Here is a 15,703-nt window from a genome sequence, read left to right as displayed (position 1 = left end):
GTGGGGGGATCGAGGGTGAGTCAGTTCTTCTTGCCGGGGGTGGCGCTCGCTCCCGCGCCGTTGCCGGTCGTGCTCGGGCTGGGCGTGTTGCCACCGGTGATGGTGGCGGACGCCTCGCCCGAGGGGCCGGCCGTGCGGTCGGTGCCCGAGCAGCTGACCGTGTACGAGATGCGGAGCGAGTCACCCACGGCGTTGCTCACCTTGAGCTGCGCGTTGCGCGAATCGGGCGGGAACGACGACGACGACTGCCCGTTGTTGTCGAACGTGCCGTTGGTGGCGGTCAGGTTGTACGACACCACGTTGCCGGTTCCGGAGGGGCAGGTGTACTGACCCCACGACACGCGCACGTCGCTGCCCGCGGGCACGGAGGTGCCGGGGAGCGTCGGAGCGGCAGGCTCGGTGAGGGGCGTCTCTTCGCCGAACACGCGGAGCACGATGATCGTGCCCTCGGGCACGCTGCCGGTCGGGTTCACCGAGTCGACGATGCCCACCTGATCGGGAGTGGAGGCGGGGTTTCCCGTCTCGCACTGCGCGCCCAGCTTGTTGTCGCTGAGGATCTGGCTCGCCTCGTCGCAGGTCTTTCCCGGCAGGTCGAGAGCGTTCACGTTGATGAGCGACGAGGTCGCGGTCGGCGTGGACGACGGGGTCGGCGCGCTCGGAGTCGGCGCGGACTGCGTGGGCGCGGACTCGGTGGGCGCGGCATCCGGCTCGTCCTGGTTCGACAGCAGGCCGAACAGCGTCACTCCGAGGATCAGGGCCAGCAGTGCGATGAGGGCGACCAGAGGCCACGTCCAGCGACTGCGCTTCTTCTTCTCGGGAACCGGCGTCTCTTCGACGTGCTCCTCGGTCAGAAGCGACGTCGCGGCACCCGCGGCGGGCATGAGCCGCGTGGTGGCGGAGGTCTGTCCGCCGGGCGTCAGCAGCTGCGTCATCTCGTCGGCGATGGCCGCACCGGCGGCGACGGCGGGCACGGCGGCCGCAGCTGCCGTGAGGTCGCCGCGGCGCAGGGCGGTGGCCGCACGCGAGACCGCAGCCGACGAGGCGGGACGCTCTTCGGGCTTCTTGGCGATCATCGCCATGACGAGGTTCTGCACCGGCTGCGCCACGGTGGGCGGCAGGGGGGCGGGCTGCTCGTTGATCTGCGCCATGGCGATCGCCACCTGCGACTCGCCCGTGAAGGGGCGCTTGCCCGCCAGGGACTCGTACGCGACGATGCCCAGCGAGTAGGTGTCGGTCGCGGGCGACGCCGGGTGACCCGACGCCTGCTCGGGCGAGAGGTACTGCACCGTTCCCATGACCTGACCGGTCGCGGTCAGCGGAACCTGGTCGGCGATGCGGGCGATACCGAAGTCGGTGATCTTCACGCGCCCGTCGGGCGTGATCAGCAGGTTGCCGGGCTTGATGTCGCGGTGCACGAGACCTGCGGCGTGCGCGGCCTGCAGTGCCGCCGCGGTCTGCGCGACGATGTCGAGGGTCTTGTCGGTCGACAGCGAGCCTTCGCGCTCGAGGATCGTCGACAGTGCCTCACCGGGCACCAGCTCCATGACGAGGAAGGCGCTGCCGTCTTCTTCGCCGTAGTCGAACACGCTGGCGATGCCCTCGTGATTCACGAGCGCGGCGTGGCGGGCCTCGGCTCGGAAGCGCTCGAGGAAGCCCGGGTCGCCCATGTACTCGTCTTTGAGGATCTTGATGGCGACGGTTCGTCCGATGACGTGATCCGTCGCCTCCCAGACCTCGCCCATGCCGCCGATCGCTATGCGCGATTCGAGCTCGTAGCGTCCTCCGAAGGTCACACCCTGCGTCGGTCTCATTTACCCAGCACCGCCTCCATGACCTTCTTCGCTATCGGGGCGGCGATCTCGTTGCCGCTCCCGCTCTGCCCCCGGCCACCACCGTTTTCGACCACCACGGCGACGGCGACCTGAGGGTCGTCCGCCGGTGCGAAACCGGTGAACCAGAGCGTGTAGGGACGGGAGTCGTTCTCCGCAGTGCCGGTCTTACCCGCCACCTGAACCCCGTCTATTCTTGCATTCGATGCCGCGCCGTCCTGGACGTTCGCCGTCATCATCGAAACCATCTGCGCGTTGATGTCGGGCTCGAGGGCCCGACCGAACTCGCTGTCGGAGCCCTGGTCGCTCACCGACAGGTCGGTGTTGATCACCCGATCGATCATGCGCGGGTTCATCACCACGCCGTCGTTCGCGATGCCCGCCGACACCATCGCCATCTGCAGGGGCGTGGCGCGCACGTCGCCCTGTCCGAAGCCGCTCAGGGCGGTCTGCGGGGCGTTGGGGTTCGAGGGGTACGTCGAGGCCGTGGACTCCAGCGGCATCGAGAAGGTCGAGTTGAAGCCGTACTTCTCGGCCTCGGCGCGGATCGCGTCGGCACCGAGCTCCACGGCGAGTTCGGCCATCGGAATGTTGCAGCTCAGCCGCAGGGCCGTGGCGATGGTGACCGTGTCGCCCTCGCCGCACGCGCCGCCCCCGGCGTTGCTGACCACGTTCGTGGAGTCAGGGAGCGTGTACGCGGCCACATTGGGGAACGCCGAGTCGGGCGTGTACTTTCCGGATGCCAAGGCGGCCGACGCCACGACGAGCTTGAAGGTCGATCCCGGAGGGTTGAGGTCGCCCGCGATCGCGCGGTTGTCGAGCGGCTTCGACGGGTCGGCCACGAGCTGGTCGTAGGCCGCGTTCACGGCATCCGTATCGTGCGACGCCAGGGTGTTCGTGTCGAAGCTGGGCTTGGAGACCATCGCGAGGATGCGCCCGGTCGACGGCTCGATCGCGACGACGGCTCCCTGCAGATCGCCCATGGCGTCCCACGCGGCCTTCTGCACGGTGGCGTCGACCGAGACCTCGACGTTGGAGCCGCGGGGCGCCTTGCCGGTGATGGCGCGGTCGATGCGCGAGAAGAACTGGTTCGAGTCCTGGCCGCTCAGCACGCTGTTCTCGGCCTGTTCGAGACCTGTGCGCGCATCGAGCACCGGGTTCACGTACCCGGTCACAGGGGCCCACATCGCAGCATCCGGATACTCGCGCTGCCAGCTGTACACGTCGTCCGACGGAACGGAGGAGGCGATGGCGGCGCCGCTGGCGACGATCGACCCGCGCTGCACCTCGTAGGAGTCGTACAGCGCACGGGTGTTGCCCGAGGTGTTGGTGAGGGCGTTGGCCTGCACCACCTGGATGATGCTCGTCGAGGCGAACAGCGCGAGGAACATCGCCAGCATGACGATGCTGAGGCGTCGGAGTTCTTTGGTCACGGTGCCTCCTCCGGGATCGGGGCGTGGGCGGGGATGGACGGACGGGTCATCAGCCGATCACCACCCGGGGGCGGGAGCGCACCGCGTCGGAGATGCGCAGCAGGAACGCGACGATGATCCAGTTCGCGATGAGCGACGAGCCACCGGCCGCCAGGAAGGGCGTGGTCAGACCGGTGAGCGGGATGACCCGCGTGACACCGCCGACCATGATGAACACCTGCAGCGCGATCGTGAACGAGAAGCCGGTCGCGAGGAGCTTGCCGAAGTCGTCCTGACCGGCGAGGCCGATCCGGATGCCGCGGCTGGCGAACACCATGTAGAGCGCGAGGATCGCGAACAGGCCCACCAGACCCAGCTCTTCGCCGAGGCTGGGGATGATGTAGTCGCTCTGCGCGAGCGGGGTGATCGACGGACGCCCCTGGCCGAGACCGGTGCCGAAGAGACCGCCGTGCGCGAGGCCGAAGATGCCCTGCACGAGCTGGTAGCTGCCGCCCTCGCGATTGACGACGTCGGGGTCGAAGGCGTTGAGCCAGTTGGCGAAGCGACCGTTGACGTAGGGCAGCACCTGGGAGGCGAGGAACGCGCCGCTCGCCACGAGCACCAGACCGATGAGCACCCAGCTGGTCTTGCCGGTGGCGACGTAGAGCATCGCGACGAACATGCCGAAGATCAGCAGGCCGGTGCCGAGGTCGCGCTGCAGCACGATGATGCCGAGCGAGACGAGCCAGATGACGAGCACCGGACCGAGTTCGCGGGCACGCGGCCACGTCATGAACAGGAAGCGCGTACCCGTGGAGGTGAGGCTCTCGCGCGTGCGCACGAGGTAGCCGGCGAAGAAGATCGCGAGGCAGATCTTGGCGAGCTCACCCGGCTGGAACGACACGAAGCCGAGCGAGACCCACACGTCGGCGTTCTGCTCGGTGCCCAGACCCGGGACGAAGGGCAGGAGCAGCAGCAGGATGCCGGCGAGGCCGAACAGATACGTGTAGCGGAACAGCACGCGGTAGTTGCTCACGAAGATGAGCACCACCAGCGCCAGCACCATCGCGATCGCGGCCCACGCGATCTGGCGGTGGCCGGTGGCATCCCAGCCCGACGCGCCGTCGGCGAGGTCGATCCGGTAGATCATTGCGATGCCGAGGCCCGTGAGCACGGTCGCGATGGGCAGCACGAAGGGGTCGGCGTCACGGGCGCGCAGGCGCAGCGCCACGTGCGTGATCAGGGCGAGCACTGCGGGAATGGCTGCGAGAGTCAGGAAGCCGGGCTCGACGGTGCCGTTCACGCCGAGTTGCACGAGGGTGACGGCTCCGCCGTACACGGCGATGGCGAACAGCAGCAGGCCGAGCTCGCGGTTGCGCTGCTTGGCGGGGGTGCGGATCTTCTTCAGGGCCCGCATCACGGCGGTGTCGGTGGACACGGCATCCGGGGTGCGGGTCAGCTTCTGGTCGGTCATCCGCTTCCCTCCTCTGCGGGGCGCAGACGATCGACGATGAGCTCGGCGTCGGAGAGCGATCGGGCGGGGATCGTGGCCTCGACACTTTCACGGAAGCTATCGGTCAGGTCGGCGAGCACGATGTTCGTGTCCTCGTAGACCGACGACAGCGGGATGGGTCCGATGGACTGCGGGATGCCACGGTAGATCACGACAGAGTTGTCGTCGGCTCCGACGTAGTACCGCGTCTGCGTCCAGTTGTATCCCGCCCACAGGCCCAGGCCGATGGCGGCGAGCACCACGAGCAGCGCGGCGAGCCAGCCGAAGCGACGACGCCGCGCGCGACGGCGGTCTTCTTCGATGAGCTCCTCGAGGAACTCGGCGGCGGGCTCGAAGTGCGTGGGCTCGTTGGCGACCTGGCGCGCATGGTGCAGCCAGTTCGAGCGGCCCGGACGCGCGGCGGGCACGACCACACCGTTGGGGTTCGAGGCCGAGCCGACGATGGTCGGCGTGCCGATGAACACGGGGTGCTGTCCGCCCACGTCGACCAGCACGACCGTGACGTTGTCGGGGGCGCCGCCGTCGAGCGCCTGCTTGAGCAGGGCGTCGGCGGTGCGCGCTGGCGGCATGCCGAGCGCGAGCGCCTTGGCCGTGTGCGTGTCGTCGACGACGCCTGAGAGGCCGTCGGAGCACAGCAGCCAGCGGTCGCCGTCCTGCGTCGGCATGATGAAGCTGTCGACCTCGGGGTCGGGATCCATGTCGCCGAGCACGCGCATGAGCACCGAGCGCCGCGGGTGGTACCGCGCCTCTTCGGGGGTGATGCGACCTGAGTCGACCAGGCGCTGCACGAAGGTGTGGTCGGCCGTGATCTGAGTGAGGGTGTCGTCGCGGTAGAGGTAGATGCGCGAGTCGCCGATGTGCCCGATCACCGCGTAGTCGTCGACCATGACGAGAGCGCTGACCGTGGTTCCCATGCCCGCGAGCTCGGGACGGCGGGCGACGGTGTCGATCAGCTCCGCCGCGGTGTCGGCGAGGGCGTCGCGGATGGCGTGCTCGGCTTCGGATGGCGTGCGGAACGGCTGGTCGAGCTCGGTGAGACGACCGATGGCGATGCTCGACGCGACGTCACCGCCCGCGTGGCCGCCCATGCCGTCGGCGACCACGAAGAGATTGGACCCGGCGTAACCGGAATCCTGATTGTTGGAGCGCACCTTTCCCGTATGGGAGATGGCGGCGCTCGAGCCCTGGAAGACCATGGGGGAGGGTTACTTCCTCAACTCGAACGTCGTCGCGCCGACCTTGATGGGCGCGCCCACCTTCACCTGCACGGGCGAGGCGACGCGCACGCCGTCGTGGGACGTGCCGTTCGTGGAGTCGAGGTCTTGCAGCATCCACTGGTCTCCCCACAGCACGAGACGAGCGTGGTGGCTGGAGGTGTAGTCGTCGCGGATGACCAGGCCCGACTCGCTCGAGCGACCGATCGTGAGCGGCTCGGAGCCGAGCGGCAGCTCGAGGCCGGCCTTGGGGCCGCTCGTGATGACGATGCGCGACACCGCCGAGGTGGTGGCCAGACCGCCGGCGGGAGCCGGGGCGGGAGCCGCCGGGCGCTTGACCTGCGTCGTGACCGCGTCGGGCGCCGCCGTGGGAGCGGGGGCTGCGGGGGCGGATGCCACGGGCTCGGGGAGCTTGCGGACCTTGACCCCGAACAGGTCGGCACGCAGCGAATAGACCACGCCGAACACGAAGAACCACAGCAGAACGAGGAAGCCGCCCTGCAGAAGAAGAAGAGTCAACGGACTCATGACAGGGGTCCTCGTTCCCGGACGTCGAAGATGCGCGTGGCGTCGGAGGCCGACGCGCGTCGCGGCGGCTGCGCCTGAGCGACCACACGGAACACGATATTGGTACGGCCGATCGAGATCGTGGAATCGGGGGGCATGGCCGCCTCCGACACCTTGCGGCCGTTGAGAGTGGTGCCGTTGGTGGAGCCGAGGTCGCGGACCATCGCGCGCTCGCCGTCCCAGAGGATCTCGACGTGCTTGCGGCTGGTGCCGGCGTCGGGGATCGTGATGTCGGCGTCGCTTCCGCGGCCGATCACGGTGCGGGCTCCGGTGAGCGGATGCCGCTTGCCGTCGATGTCGACGACGCCGCGCCACGCGACCTGACCCTCGGTGGTCTGCGAGTCGACCCGCAGCGTTCCGGTGGACAGGCTGGAGTCGCGCTCGATCGTGATGGCGACCGGGCCGGCGAACGAATACCCCTGGGTGCGCGCGTGCTTCTTCACCAGGGTGTCGAGCTCGTGCACGAGGGTGGAACCGAGGGCGCTCATCTTCTCGTCATCGGCGGGCGACAGGCGCACCGAGAACGTGTTGGGCGCGAGGATGCGATCGCGCGTGACGACCACAGCCTTCTTGTCGAGCTCGCTGCGCAGAGCGGATGCGATCTCCACCGGCTGGATGCCGCTGCGGAAGGTCTTCGCGAACGCACCGTTGACGGCGCGTTCGAGACCCTTCTCGAAACTGTCGAGTAGCCCCACGAGACTCCTTCAGGCAGGCAGACCAGTAGGCACATCGTAGTCAGCACGGCTGGACAGGTCATGGAAGCGGTCATCGGGGCCCGCGATTCGTGACCCAGTCGGGGCCGTGATATTCTCGGGAAGTTGAGTTCGCGGCATCCGTGCCGCATCTCGCGCGAGTGGCGGAATAGGTAGACGCGCTGGCTTCAGGTGCCAGTGCCCGCAAGGGCGTGGGGGTTCAAGTCCCCCCTCGCGCACAGAACGACGAAGGCCCCGGGTTCATCCCGGGGCCTTCGTCGTTTCGTGCGGGAGCGGGAAGGCTTGGAACCGTGCGGGGTTGGGCCCGTGGCGCCCGAGAGGCTCCGCGCGCGGCGAAGCGGCGGGTGGAGGGGCACCAGGGAAAGTCCCCCCTCGCGCACAGAACGGTGAGGGTTCGCCGCTCAGCCCGCGATGCCCGCGTACGAGAACGACCGCAGCACCGCCGGGCGACCGGTGCCGGGCGTGGGCTCGACGCCGACGACGCGGCCCGTGAAGCCGCCGGCGACCTCCGTCGACACGTATCGACCGTCCATGCGGGCGATCTCGACGAACCCGTCGTCGGTGGCGATGCCGAACTGCAGGTCGTCGGCGACGGGCATACCGCCGTGCGGTCCGGGGGTGGGCAGGGTGGAGCGCAGCGCGAGCGTCACGGGCGTCGTCGCCGGGAGCGGGATCGCGCCGAGGTCCTGCGTGAAGGGTCCGACCGTGGCGCGAGCGACCGCCCGGCCGTCCCGACACTCGACGGCGACCCAGTGGTCCTCGTCCATGCGCAGGACGAGGCGTGCGTCACCGGGTTCGACGTCTGCCCGTGCTTCCCACTGCTGATCGCGCACTCTCGTCGCCAGCAGCGAGCGATACCGCTCGTCCGACGGCTGTTCGATGACGACTCCGCGCGGTGACGCGCTCGTGAAGTCGCCGGGGTGGCGTCCGGGGGCGATCCAGCGCAGGTCCAGACGATCGGCGGAGAAGTCGTCGGTGAACGATGTCGACACCGGGGCGATGTCGAGGTTCTCATCGACGACGGGCCAGTCGTCCACCCACGACACCTTCGCGAGGAAGGTCTCGCGGCCGTTGAGGTGGAAGCCCGGGCCGGGTCCGACGGGTCGCACTCCGAGGTAGACGATGTTCCATCCATCCGCCGTCTCGACGAGGTCGGCGTGGCCGGTGTTCTGCACGGGATCGGTCGAGCTGCGGTGGCTGAGGATCGGACCGCCGGGGTGGAACACGAATGGTCCGGTCGCGGTGCGGGACCGGGCGATGGTGACCGTGTGCCCTCGCTCCGTTCCCCCCTCGGCGAGGAGTAGGTAGTACCAGTCGTCACGCCGCAGGATATGCGGTCCCTCGGGGTGCGCGAGGCCGCTCCCGGTGGAGAGGAGAGCGGGCTCGGAGAGCAGATCGCCGGTCTCGAGGTCGACGGACGCCTGCATGATCGGAGCGTCGGCGCGGCCCGTGGCCCAGGTCAGGTAGCAGGTGCCGTCGGCATCCCAGAAGAGGTCGGGGTCGATGCCGATGGCACCGGGCACGCGAAGGGGCGGACTCCAGGGCCCCTCGGGGGTGGCGGCGGAGGTCAGCAGCTGCCCGTCGCCGACGGTGTTGATGTCGGTCGTGATGACCCAGAATCGGCCGTCGTGGTGGCGGATCGTCGGGGCGAAGATGCCGGCGCTTCCCGCTGACGAGGGGAAGGAGAGGTGGTCGCGGTCGGCGAAGACGTGCCCGATCACGCTCCACGACGTCAGGTCACGGCTGTGGTGGACCGGAACGCCCGGGAGATACTCAAAGGTCGAGGTGATGAGGTAGAAGTCGTCGCCGACGCGGCAGATCGAGGGGTCGGGATGGAAGCCGGGGAGGATGGGCGTGGCGCTGATGACGGTCTCCTTCGACGTCGCGGTTCGATCGGTGGGGGCGACCTACCGAAAATAGTTAACATGTAATGTTTTCGTGTCGCGCGCGCTCGCATCAAATGACGCGTCGTATTCCTCGCACCATACGAGCTTCAGCGTGGCAGAAGAGGCCGCGCTGGCGGCATCCAATCTGCGCGCGGAATCACGCAGAGCCGACGGCTCGATGAGCCAGGTCGAGGCGTCGTGCAGGCGCCACTGGTCGCGCACGCGGCGGGCGTAGGGGCGGGCGCGCCAGGTCGTCCACGCCCAGGGCGCGAGCCACACGATCGCGCCGATGGCCGTGCTCGCCTCGACGGATGTGGCGTGATGGGCGGCGACGGCGGCGGCGATGCCGAGGAAGAAGCCGACGTACGGCCACATGCCCGACAGGTGCCACGCGAGGCGCGAGCGATCATCGCCGTCCGGAGGAAGGATGCGGAGGTGCTCGGCGACCAGCCCGTGGCCGCTGAACCGCCGCTCGTAGGAGCCCCACGGTCCCCCCACGCGCAGGGGGAAATCCCGATCGTTGAAACGCATGCGCCCATCGTCTGCCGCCGGGATCTCGCGCGCGTCCATCCTCGCGAGAGCCATACGCGCGGCTGCCCGACCCGGTCGATCACAGGGTCTCGCCGTCAGCAGACCGTCAGTGAACCGGGGTCGACCGTAGGGATTCCGTGAGGACGCGAGCGTTCCGCTCCGCGCTCGCGTAGGACAGGAGGATGAGTGCACTGACCCTCATCGCCCGTTTCACCTCCGGGGTGCGCGTCGAAGGCGACCGCGGCGGTCTCGCGTGGGACGGGATCGACGCGGGCATCGGGACAGCGCCGTCGACCCTGCTGTACGGGATCGATCTGCGTTCCACTCATCGCGGGCGCCATCTGCGCCGCGCGGCGCACGAGCGGCTCGCTCTTCTCGACGAGCGGCTCGGTTCGGGTCCCGACTACCGCCGGGTGCTGGTCGCGGTGTCGGTGGCGTGCGCCCGCGACGCGGAGTACGCACGGCCCCGACTCGAAGCGGCTGCCGAGGCGGTGTTGCAGAGTGCGGAGCGCCGGCGAGGGCACTTGATCGCGCTCGCCGTGGTCGTGTGCCCCACTTCTCTCGACGCCGCGACCGTCCGATCCCACCTGTGCGACGCCGCGGCGGGCATTCCGGATGGAGCGGGGGCGGCCCTGTGGGACGACGTGCGCGCCGACGGGTTGCGCCGTGCCCTGGTGCGTCAGCACCTGTGACGAGCTGATCGTCGGGCGGGATGTCCTGTCCTCAGAAGGCCGCTCGGGTCGTCGTGCGCACGCGATACAGGCTCGTCGTCGCCGTGATGAAGAGGTCGGTGCCGTCGTCGCCCCCGAAGCAGAGGTTGGCGACGGGTTCGGGGACAGGCAGGAACAGCAGCTCCGCGGCATCCGGATCGAAGACGTGCACTCCGTCGCCCGCAGACGACCAGACCCGGCCCCGTTCGTCGACCGCGATGCCGTCGGGCATGCCGTCATCGATGGTGGCGAAGTGCCGTCCGTTCTCGGCCCCCGCTCCCGCGTCGACCACCTCGTAGGCGCGGATCCAGTGCCCCGGCCCGTCGTCGAGGCCGATGGCGGTGTCGGTGACGTACACGGTCGATCCGTCGGGTGAGAACGCCAGGCCATTCGGCTGCACGATGTCGGTGATGACGGGGCGGATGCCGTCGGCCGCAGACCACCGGAAGACGTAGCGACCGACGTACTCGCGCTCGCCGAGGTGGCCCTCGTCCGCCTGACGGATGCCGTAGTCGGGGTCGCTGAACCAGTACGAGCCGTCGGGGGCGATCGCGACGTCGTTGGGGGAGTTGAGCCTCTTGCCCTCCCACTGCGCGACGATCTCTTCGAGGGAGCCGTCGGGGTTCTCGCGCTCGAGGCGGCGGCGGCCGTGCGAGCACTGCACGACCGTGCCGTCGGCGTCGAGCACGCGGCCGTTGGTGAACTCGACGCCCTCGCGGTGGACGATCGTGGTCTCGCTCGCGGAGTCCCACTCGAGGATGCGGTCGCCCGGGATGTCGCTCCACCGCAGGCGTCGGGTGGTCGGGATCCACAGCGGTCCCTCGCTCCAGGTCGCGCCGGTCCACAGTCTGTCGACGCGGCCGTCGTCCTGCACCAGGTCAGCACGGGTCATGGGGTCGGTCCCTTCTCTGCGGTGGCGAGGAGCGTGGACGGGCATCGTATCCGGCAGGATTCCGCAGCCGCAGTGGGGAGGATCGTGGGCGCGGGGTGGGGGAGTCGGCATCCGGTCCCGCGTCCCGACGAAGATGCCCGTCGCGGGCCGCGCCGTGCACGCGTGGAGCACGAATCACGGATTCCGGCGAGAGGCAACCCACCCTGCTTACGGTGTATCTGGGAGGAAGCTGAGTACTACGAGAGCTTCGCCTTGAGCGGGCATCGGTTCACACTCGCGAAAGGAACACATCATGGGATTCTTCGGATTTCTTCTCCTCGGCCTCATCGCCGGCGCAATCGCCAAGCTCATCCTCCCCGGTAAGCAGGGCGGCGGCTGGCTCATCACGCTTCTGCTCGGCGTCGTAGGCGCTCTGCTCGGCGGGTTCCTGGGTGGCCTGCTCTTCAACGCCCCGCTGCAGGACTTCTTCTCGATCCAGACGTGGCTCCTCGCGATCGGTGGGTCGATCATCGTCCTGCTCATCTACGGCCTCATCGTGGGACGCCGCACCGCGCGCTGACCGACACGCGAAAGGCCCGGGGCGGTGGACCGTGCCCCGGGCCTTTTCGCGTGCAGGCGGAGACGCCTGCGCGAAGCGGTGGCCGTGCGGGGCCGCCCCCGATCCCAGCCCCGCACGGACGAGACGGCGAAACAAGCCGGCCGCCGTGGGAGCAGTCTCGTACGCGTCGCGACCCGGGGCGTCGGGGGAGTGCGCGGGATCACGGCCGACGCGCCGCCTCGAGGCGGGCGTTTTCGTCCGATCGGACTACTTCTCGCGCCGGATCAGGCCGTTTCGTGCCCCCCAGAGCGCCAACTGCGTGCGGTCGTCGAGATCGAGCTTTCGCAGCGCGGATGCCGTCTGACTGCGAACCGTGTTCACCGACACGGTGAGATGCCGGGCGATCTCGTCGTTCGAGGTGAGCCCGCTGCTCAGCAGCGACACGACCCGCAGTTCGGCGGCCGTCAACAGAGCCACCTGCTCGGGCTCGGCCGGTTGCGGCTTGCCCTCCCGCAGTTCGCGGATGAGGCGAGGCGCCACCCGGGGTGAGATGGTCGCGGTCCCCGCGGCCGCGCCACGGATGACGGGCAGCAGCTGGTCGCTGTCGTGCCCCTTGAGCAGATAGCCGCTCGCGCCCGCCTCCAGCGCCTCGACGACGAACGCGTCGGACACCTCGCTCGTCAGGAGCACCACGCGGCAGGTCTCGTTCGCCTCGCTCGTGATGAGGCGCGTCGCTTCGATGCCGCTCATCCCCGGCATGTGCAGATCCATGAGCACGACGTCGGCCCGCTCCGCCCGCGCGAGGACGGCGGCGTCGCGACCGTTCGAGGCCTCTCCCGCCACGCGGATGCCGGAGGCGTTCTCGAGCCGCAGACGGATGCCGCGGCGCACGGTGCGGTTGTCGTCGACGATCAGGACGCGGATGTCGGTGTCGCTCACGGCGTCGGCACCGGGGTCTGGGTGGCGTGCACGCTCAGCGGGGCCTCCATGACGACCGCCCAGCCGCCGGAGGCGACGGGGCCTGCGGCGAAGGTGCCGTGCAGTAGGTCGACGCGCTCGGCCATTCCCGCGACACCCCATCCGAGCCCGTCGGGCGTCGCGTCCGCCTCGGAAGCCGGGGCCTCGGCGTTGGCCACCACCACTCGGATCGACGAGTCGGTGACGCGGACCTCGACGGTGACGGCGGCGCCGGCCGCGTGCTTGCAGGCGTTCGTGAGGGCCTCCTGCACCACTCGGTACGCGGTCGTCGACACCATCGCGGGCAGGTCGTCGACCGCTCCGTCGACCTCGCGCGTGACATCCATGCCGCGCGACGCCCAGTACTGCACGAGTTCGTCGAGCGAGCGCAGGTCGAGGGTCGGCTCGGCGCGGGCGTCGTTCTCGGCGCGCAGGTCGCGCAGGGCGGCGTACAGGCTGGCCGAGGCGAAGCGCCCCTCGGCGCGCATCTCGGCGATGAGGGCCGACGCCTGCTCGGCGTCGAGGGCCTCGATGTCGACGGCGGCATCGGCCAGCGACAGCAGCCCCGCGAGGTGCTGGCCGGCGACGTCGTGCAGTTCTTGCGCGATGCGCGCGCGCTCGAGGGTCTTCGCGTGCTCGAGCTCGGTCTCGTGGCGGGCCGCGGCGGCGGCGACCGCGGCGCGGGCGCGATGCAGACCGCGCATGCGACGAGCCCACCAGACGCCGAGCGCGGCGGCGCCGACCACGGGGGCGGCGAAGGCGAGTCCGGTGCTGAGTACGAAGCTGCCGGTCACCCCGAGGGGAGCACCCGTCGACAGCGACCACAGCGAGAGGACGCCGACCGTCGCGCCGATCGTGACCGCGCTCCAGGCCGTGGCGACCGCCGGACGCCGGCTCGCGGCGAGGAAGGACACCGCCACAGCGACGACGGGGGGAAGCCCGCCGAGCCAGCGCGGAACCTCGAGCCCGACGACGAGCGCGAGGTAGCAGGCCGTGGTGCCGACGACCGCGACCAGGGGGAGGCGGGTCGCGAGGAGCAGGAAGCCGCTCTGCACGGCGCAGCCGAGCACGACGAGAGCCGTCACGACGCCGAGGGGGATCGGGTAATCCCACACGACGTCACCCTGCATCGCCCCCGCGAGCGGATCGGAGATCGACTGCAGCGTGGTGACGACGAAGACGATGAAGGCGAAGACGACCATTGCCCGAGGGCGACTCAGGATGCTGGTGAACCCCGCGGTGTCGGCCGCGGTCTCGACCGCCCCCCGGTCGTGATGGTCGTCTGTCGTCCCCACCGCGTCACTCTAACGTCGGCGGAAGGACGTACACCACGTCGGCCCCGTCGCGCCCGTGCTCGACGAAACCGAGCCGTGCAAGCACGTCGTGGCTCGGTTCGTCGTCGGACGCGACGCACGCGTAGAGCGGTCGCTCGGCCTCGTGCACCGTGATCATGCGCAGCGCTTCGGTCGGCGCCTCGGGGTCGGCGTCCGGGCTGACGGCGAGCAGGACCTCGCGGTCGCCGTCGACGTCCATGGCGGCGGCCACGCCCACCACGCCGTCGTCCTGCACGATGGCGTGTGCGGAGACGGCGTCGTCGGCCAGCCAGGCGTCGAACGCCGCGCGGTCGTCGAATCGCGCGCGGGACCACGCCGACGAGCTCGAGCGGACGGCCTCGAAAGCCGCGTCGGTGGTGTCGGGGGCGAGGTCGCGCAACTCGATGTGGGGCATGCGCGTCACGCTATCGCGAGGCTCCGGCGGGCTCGAGGCGTCTTGCGTGCTCAGGCGAATCCGTGCAGAGACAGGAAGGTCCACGCCGCACCGTTGGTGTCGCGGCGTGCGATCTGATCGCGCAGGTGTTCGAACAGCACCGCCCGCGTCTCGGACGAGGTGTACCAGCCCTCGAGATTGCGGCGGAGCACCAGATCGGTCTGCTCGAGCTGCTTGCGGAAGACGACGTTGCGCGAAACGGCTACGAGGTGGGTGTGCAGGGCGAGCGCGGCCAGGACGTACGAGGGGGAGTCCTCCGCGTCGCGCAGCCCGTCGACGTGCGAGACGATGCTCTGCACCTCCCCGTCGCTGCAGCGGGGAAGGGCGATGTGCATGACGGCCGCGATCGTGTGCGCGGCGTACTCGCGCATATCTCCACGCGCGCGGTCGCTCACCTCCGACACCCGGGTGTAGCGGTTGGCGGCGACCTCGACCATGCCGATGCGCTCGAGTTTCTGCAGGGCCTCGCGCACGGGGGTGCGGGAAATACCCATCAATGCAGCCAGTTCGACGTCGCGCAGACGGTCTCCCGGCTGAAGGCGACCGTCGACGATCGCCTCGCCGAGGGCGCGGTAGGCCTCGTCGACGAGGGCGGAAGCACGCCGACGATCGTCCATCAGGCGAATTTTACGACCCTCGGTTATCACAGAACACAGCAATAACTCGCTGATTCTTCGTTTTCGTGTCGCGAACGGGCTCCGGCGCCGGTATTGTCATCACCGTCACGCCTCGCGTGACATATCCGGGGGGATCCGTCGACGCCCGGGCTTCGAGCTTTGCTCAGCCCGGGCGTCGTATGGGCTGAGGGCCGTTTCGGCCTCGCCGAGGGTCTCCGAACGACGTCCCGCAACGTTTATGTCACGGACCTTTGAGCCGATGCGGCCCGGCCGTTACTTTGGGCTCACTGACCGGCGCGCTCGGCGCCGGCTGAAGCGGAAAACGGCAACACGATGAGCACGCAGGGCACGGTCAAGTGGTTCAACTCGGAGAAGGGCTTCGGCTTCATCGCTCCCGATGACGGGGGTCAGGACGTCTTCGCGCACTACAGCGCGATCCAGTCGGGCGGTTACCGCTCGCTCGAAGAGAACCAGCGCGTCGAGTTCGAGGTCGCGCAGGGCCCCAAGGGTCTGCAGGCGGAGAACATCCGCCCCCTCTGATCCGTGTCCGGCCCTCG

General features: G+C 69.5%; 16 protein-coding genes and 1 tRNA gene. 4 read left to right on the top strand and 13 right to left on the bottom strand.

Annotated elements, in window-relative coordinates; translation table 11 throughout:
• Nucleotides 1-20: 20 nt before the first annotated feature.
• The 6 genes from ABXS86_RS10240 to ABXS86_RS10215 are packed head-to-tail and all read right to left on the bottom strand — an operon-like array spanning nt 21 to nt 7,230.
• Complete coding sequence (locus ABXS86_RS10240) at nt 21-1,811, bottom strand: serine/threonine-protein kinase (protein WP_353664366.1); 1,791 nt, start codon at nt 1,809-1,811, stop codon at nt 21-23.
• Nucleotides 1,808-3,262, bottom strand: a complete 1,455-nt coding sequence (locus ABXS86_RS10235) for a peptidoglycan D,D-transpeptidase FtsI family protein (protein ID WP_353664365.1) — start codon at nt 3,260-3,262, stop codon at nt 1,808-1,810. Before ABXS86_RS10235 ends, ABXS86_RS10240 begins: the two co-directional genes overlap by 4 nt.
• Before the next feature lie 49 nt (nt 3,263-3,311).
• Complete coding sequence (locus tag ABXS86_RS10230; RefSeq protein WP_353664364.1) at nt 3,312-4,715, bottom strand: FtsW/RodA/SpoVE family cell cycle protein; 1,404 nt, start codon at nt 4,713-4,715, stop codon at nt 3,312-3,314.
• A complete protein-coding gene (locus ABXS86_RS10225) occupies nt 4,712-5,950 on the bottom strand; it encodes a PP2C family protein-serine/threonine phosphatase (RefSeq protein WP_307207603.1) in 1,239 nt (412 codons plus the stop codon). The genes ABXS86_RS10230 and ABXS86_RS10225 overlap by 4 nt, the downstream gene beginning before the upstream one ends.
• Before the next feature lie 9 nt (nt 5,951-5,959).
• Nucleotides 5,960-6,496 carry an FHA domain-containing protein gene (locus ABXS86_RS10220; RefSeq protein ID WP_353664363.1) on the bottom strand — a complete coding sequence of 179 codons (537 nt, stop codon included), beginning with the start codon at nt 6,494-6,496 and terminating at the stop codon, nt 5,960-5,962.
• Entirely contained in the window at nt 6,493-7,230 is a 738-nt protein-coding gene (locus tag ABXS86_RS10215; RefSeq protein WP_353664362.1) for a DUF3662 and FHA domain-containing protein, read from the bottom strand. The genes ABXS86_RS10220 and ABXS86_RS10215 overlap by 4 nt, the downstream gene beginning before the upstream one ends.
• 152 nt (nt 7,231-7,382) lie before the next feature.
• Between ABXS86_RS10215 and ABXS86_RS10210 the strand changes: the two genes are divergently transcribed.
• Nucleotides 7,383-7,466: transfer RNA gene (locus ABXS86_RS10210), tRNA-Leu, on the top strand.
• 183 nt (nt 7,467-7,649) lie between these two features.
• On the opposite strand, the gene ABXS86_RS10205 is transcribed toward ABXS86_RS10210, so the two are convergent.
• Both ABXS86_RS10205 and ABXS86_RS10200 read right to left on the bottom strand, forming a co-directional pair.
• Complete coding sequence (locus ABXS86_RS10205) at nt 7,650-9,098, bottom strand: glycoside hydrolase family 43 protein (RefSeq protein ID WP_353666245.1); 1,449 nt, start codon at nt 9,096-9,098, stop codon at nt 7,650-7,652.
• 57 nt (nt 9,099-9,155) lie between these two features.
• Nucleotides 9,156-9,665 carry a DUF6611 family protein gene (locus tag ABXS86_RS10200; RefSeq protein WP_353664361.1) on the bottom strand — a complete coding sequence of 170 codons (510 nt, stop codon included), beginning with the start codon at nt 9,663-9,665 and terminating at the stop codon, nt 9,156-9,158.
• 182 nt (nt 9,666-9,847) lie between these two features.
• On the opposite strand from ABXS86_RS10200, the gene ABXS86_RS10195 reads away from it, so the two are divergent.
• Complete coding sequence (locus ABXS86_RS10195; RefSeq protein ID WP_353664360.1) at nt 9,848-10,357, top strand: hypothetical protein; 510 nt, start codon at nt 9,848-9,850, stop codon at nt 10,355-10,357.
• 31 nt (nt 10,358-10,388) lie between these two features.
• Here ABXS86_RS10195 and ABXS86_RS10190 read toward each other — a convergent pair whose 3' ends face one another.
• Complete coding sequence (locus tag ABXS86_RS10190) at nt 10,389-11,267, bottom strand: SMP-30/gluconolactonase/LRE family protein (protein WP_353664359.1); 879 nt, start codon at nt 11,265-11,267, stop codon at nt 10,389-10,391.
• A 292-nt stretch (nt 11,268-11,559) separates the two neighbouring features.
• On the opposite strand from ABXS86_RS10190, the gene ABXS86_RS10185 reads away from it, so the two are divergent.
• Nucleotides 11,560-11,826: a GlsB/YeaQ/YmgE family stress response membrane protein gene (locus tag ABXS86_RS10185; protein ID WP_136586355.1), complete on the top strand. Its 267-nt coding sequence runs from the start codon at nt 11,560-11,562 to the stop codon at nt 11,824-11,826.
• A gap of 246 nt (nt 11,827-12,072) precedes the next feature.
• On the opposite strand, the gene ABXS86_RS10180 is transcribed toward ABXS86_RS10185, so the two are convergent.
• The 4 genes from ABXS86_RS10180 to ABXS86_RS10165 are packed head-to-tail and all read right to left on the bottom strand — an operon-like array spanning nt 12,073 to nt 15,146.
• Nucleotides 12,073-12,744: a response regulator transcription factor gene (locus ABXS86_RS10180; RefSeq protein ID WP_353664358.1), complete on the bottom strand. Its 672-nt coding sequence runs from the start codon at nt 12,742-12,744 to the stop codon at nt 12,073-12,075.
• Nucleotides 12,741-14,057 (bottom strand): sensor histidine kinase, encoded by a 1,317-nt coding sequence (locus ABXS86_RS10175; protein WP_353664357.1) that lies wholly within the window; start codon nt 14,055-14,057, stop codon nt 12,741-12,743. The genes ABXS86_RS10180 and ABXS86_RS10175 overlap by 4 nt, the downstream gene beginning before the upstream one ends.
• Nucleotides 14,058-14,061: 4 nt before the next feature.
• Nucleotides 14,062-14,490, bottom strand: a complete 429-nt coding sequence (locus ABXS86_RS10170; RefSeq protein WP_353664356.1) for a hypothetical protein — start codon at nt 14,488-14,490, stop codon at nt 14,062-14,064.
• Nucleotides 14,491-14,540: 50 nt separating this feature from the next.
• A complete protein-coding gene (locus ABXS86_RS10165; protein ID WP_307207620.1) occupies nt 14,541-15,146 on the bottom strand; it encodes a GntR family transcriptional regulator in 606 nt (201 codons plus the stop codon).
• Nucleotides 15,147-15,479: 333 nt separating this feature from the next.
• Between ABXS86_RS10165 and ABXS86_RS10160 the strand changes: the two genes are divergently transcribed.
• The gene (locus ABXS86_RS10160; protein WP_144830844.1) at nt 15,480-15,686 is read left to right on the top strand and encodes a cold-shock protein; all 207 of its coding nucleotides are present in this window, start codon (nt 15,480-15,482) and stop codon (nt 15,684-15,686) included.
• Nucleotides 15,687-15,703: the final 17 nt, after the last annotated feature.

This window comes from Microbacterium sp. che218 (assembly GCF_040436305.1).
Classification (GTDB): Bacteria; Actinomycetota; Actinomycetes; order Actinomycetales; family Microbacteriaceae; genus Microbacterium; species Microbacterium algihabitans.
This window is presented reverse-complemented; position numbering and strand designations above follow the sequence as displayed.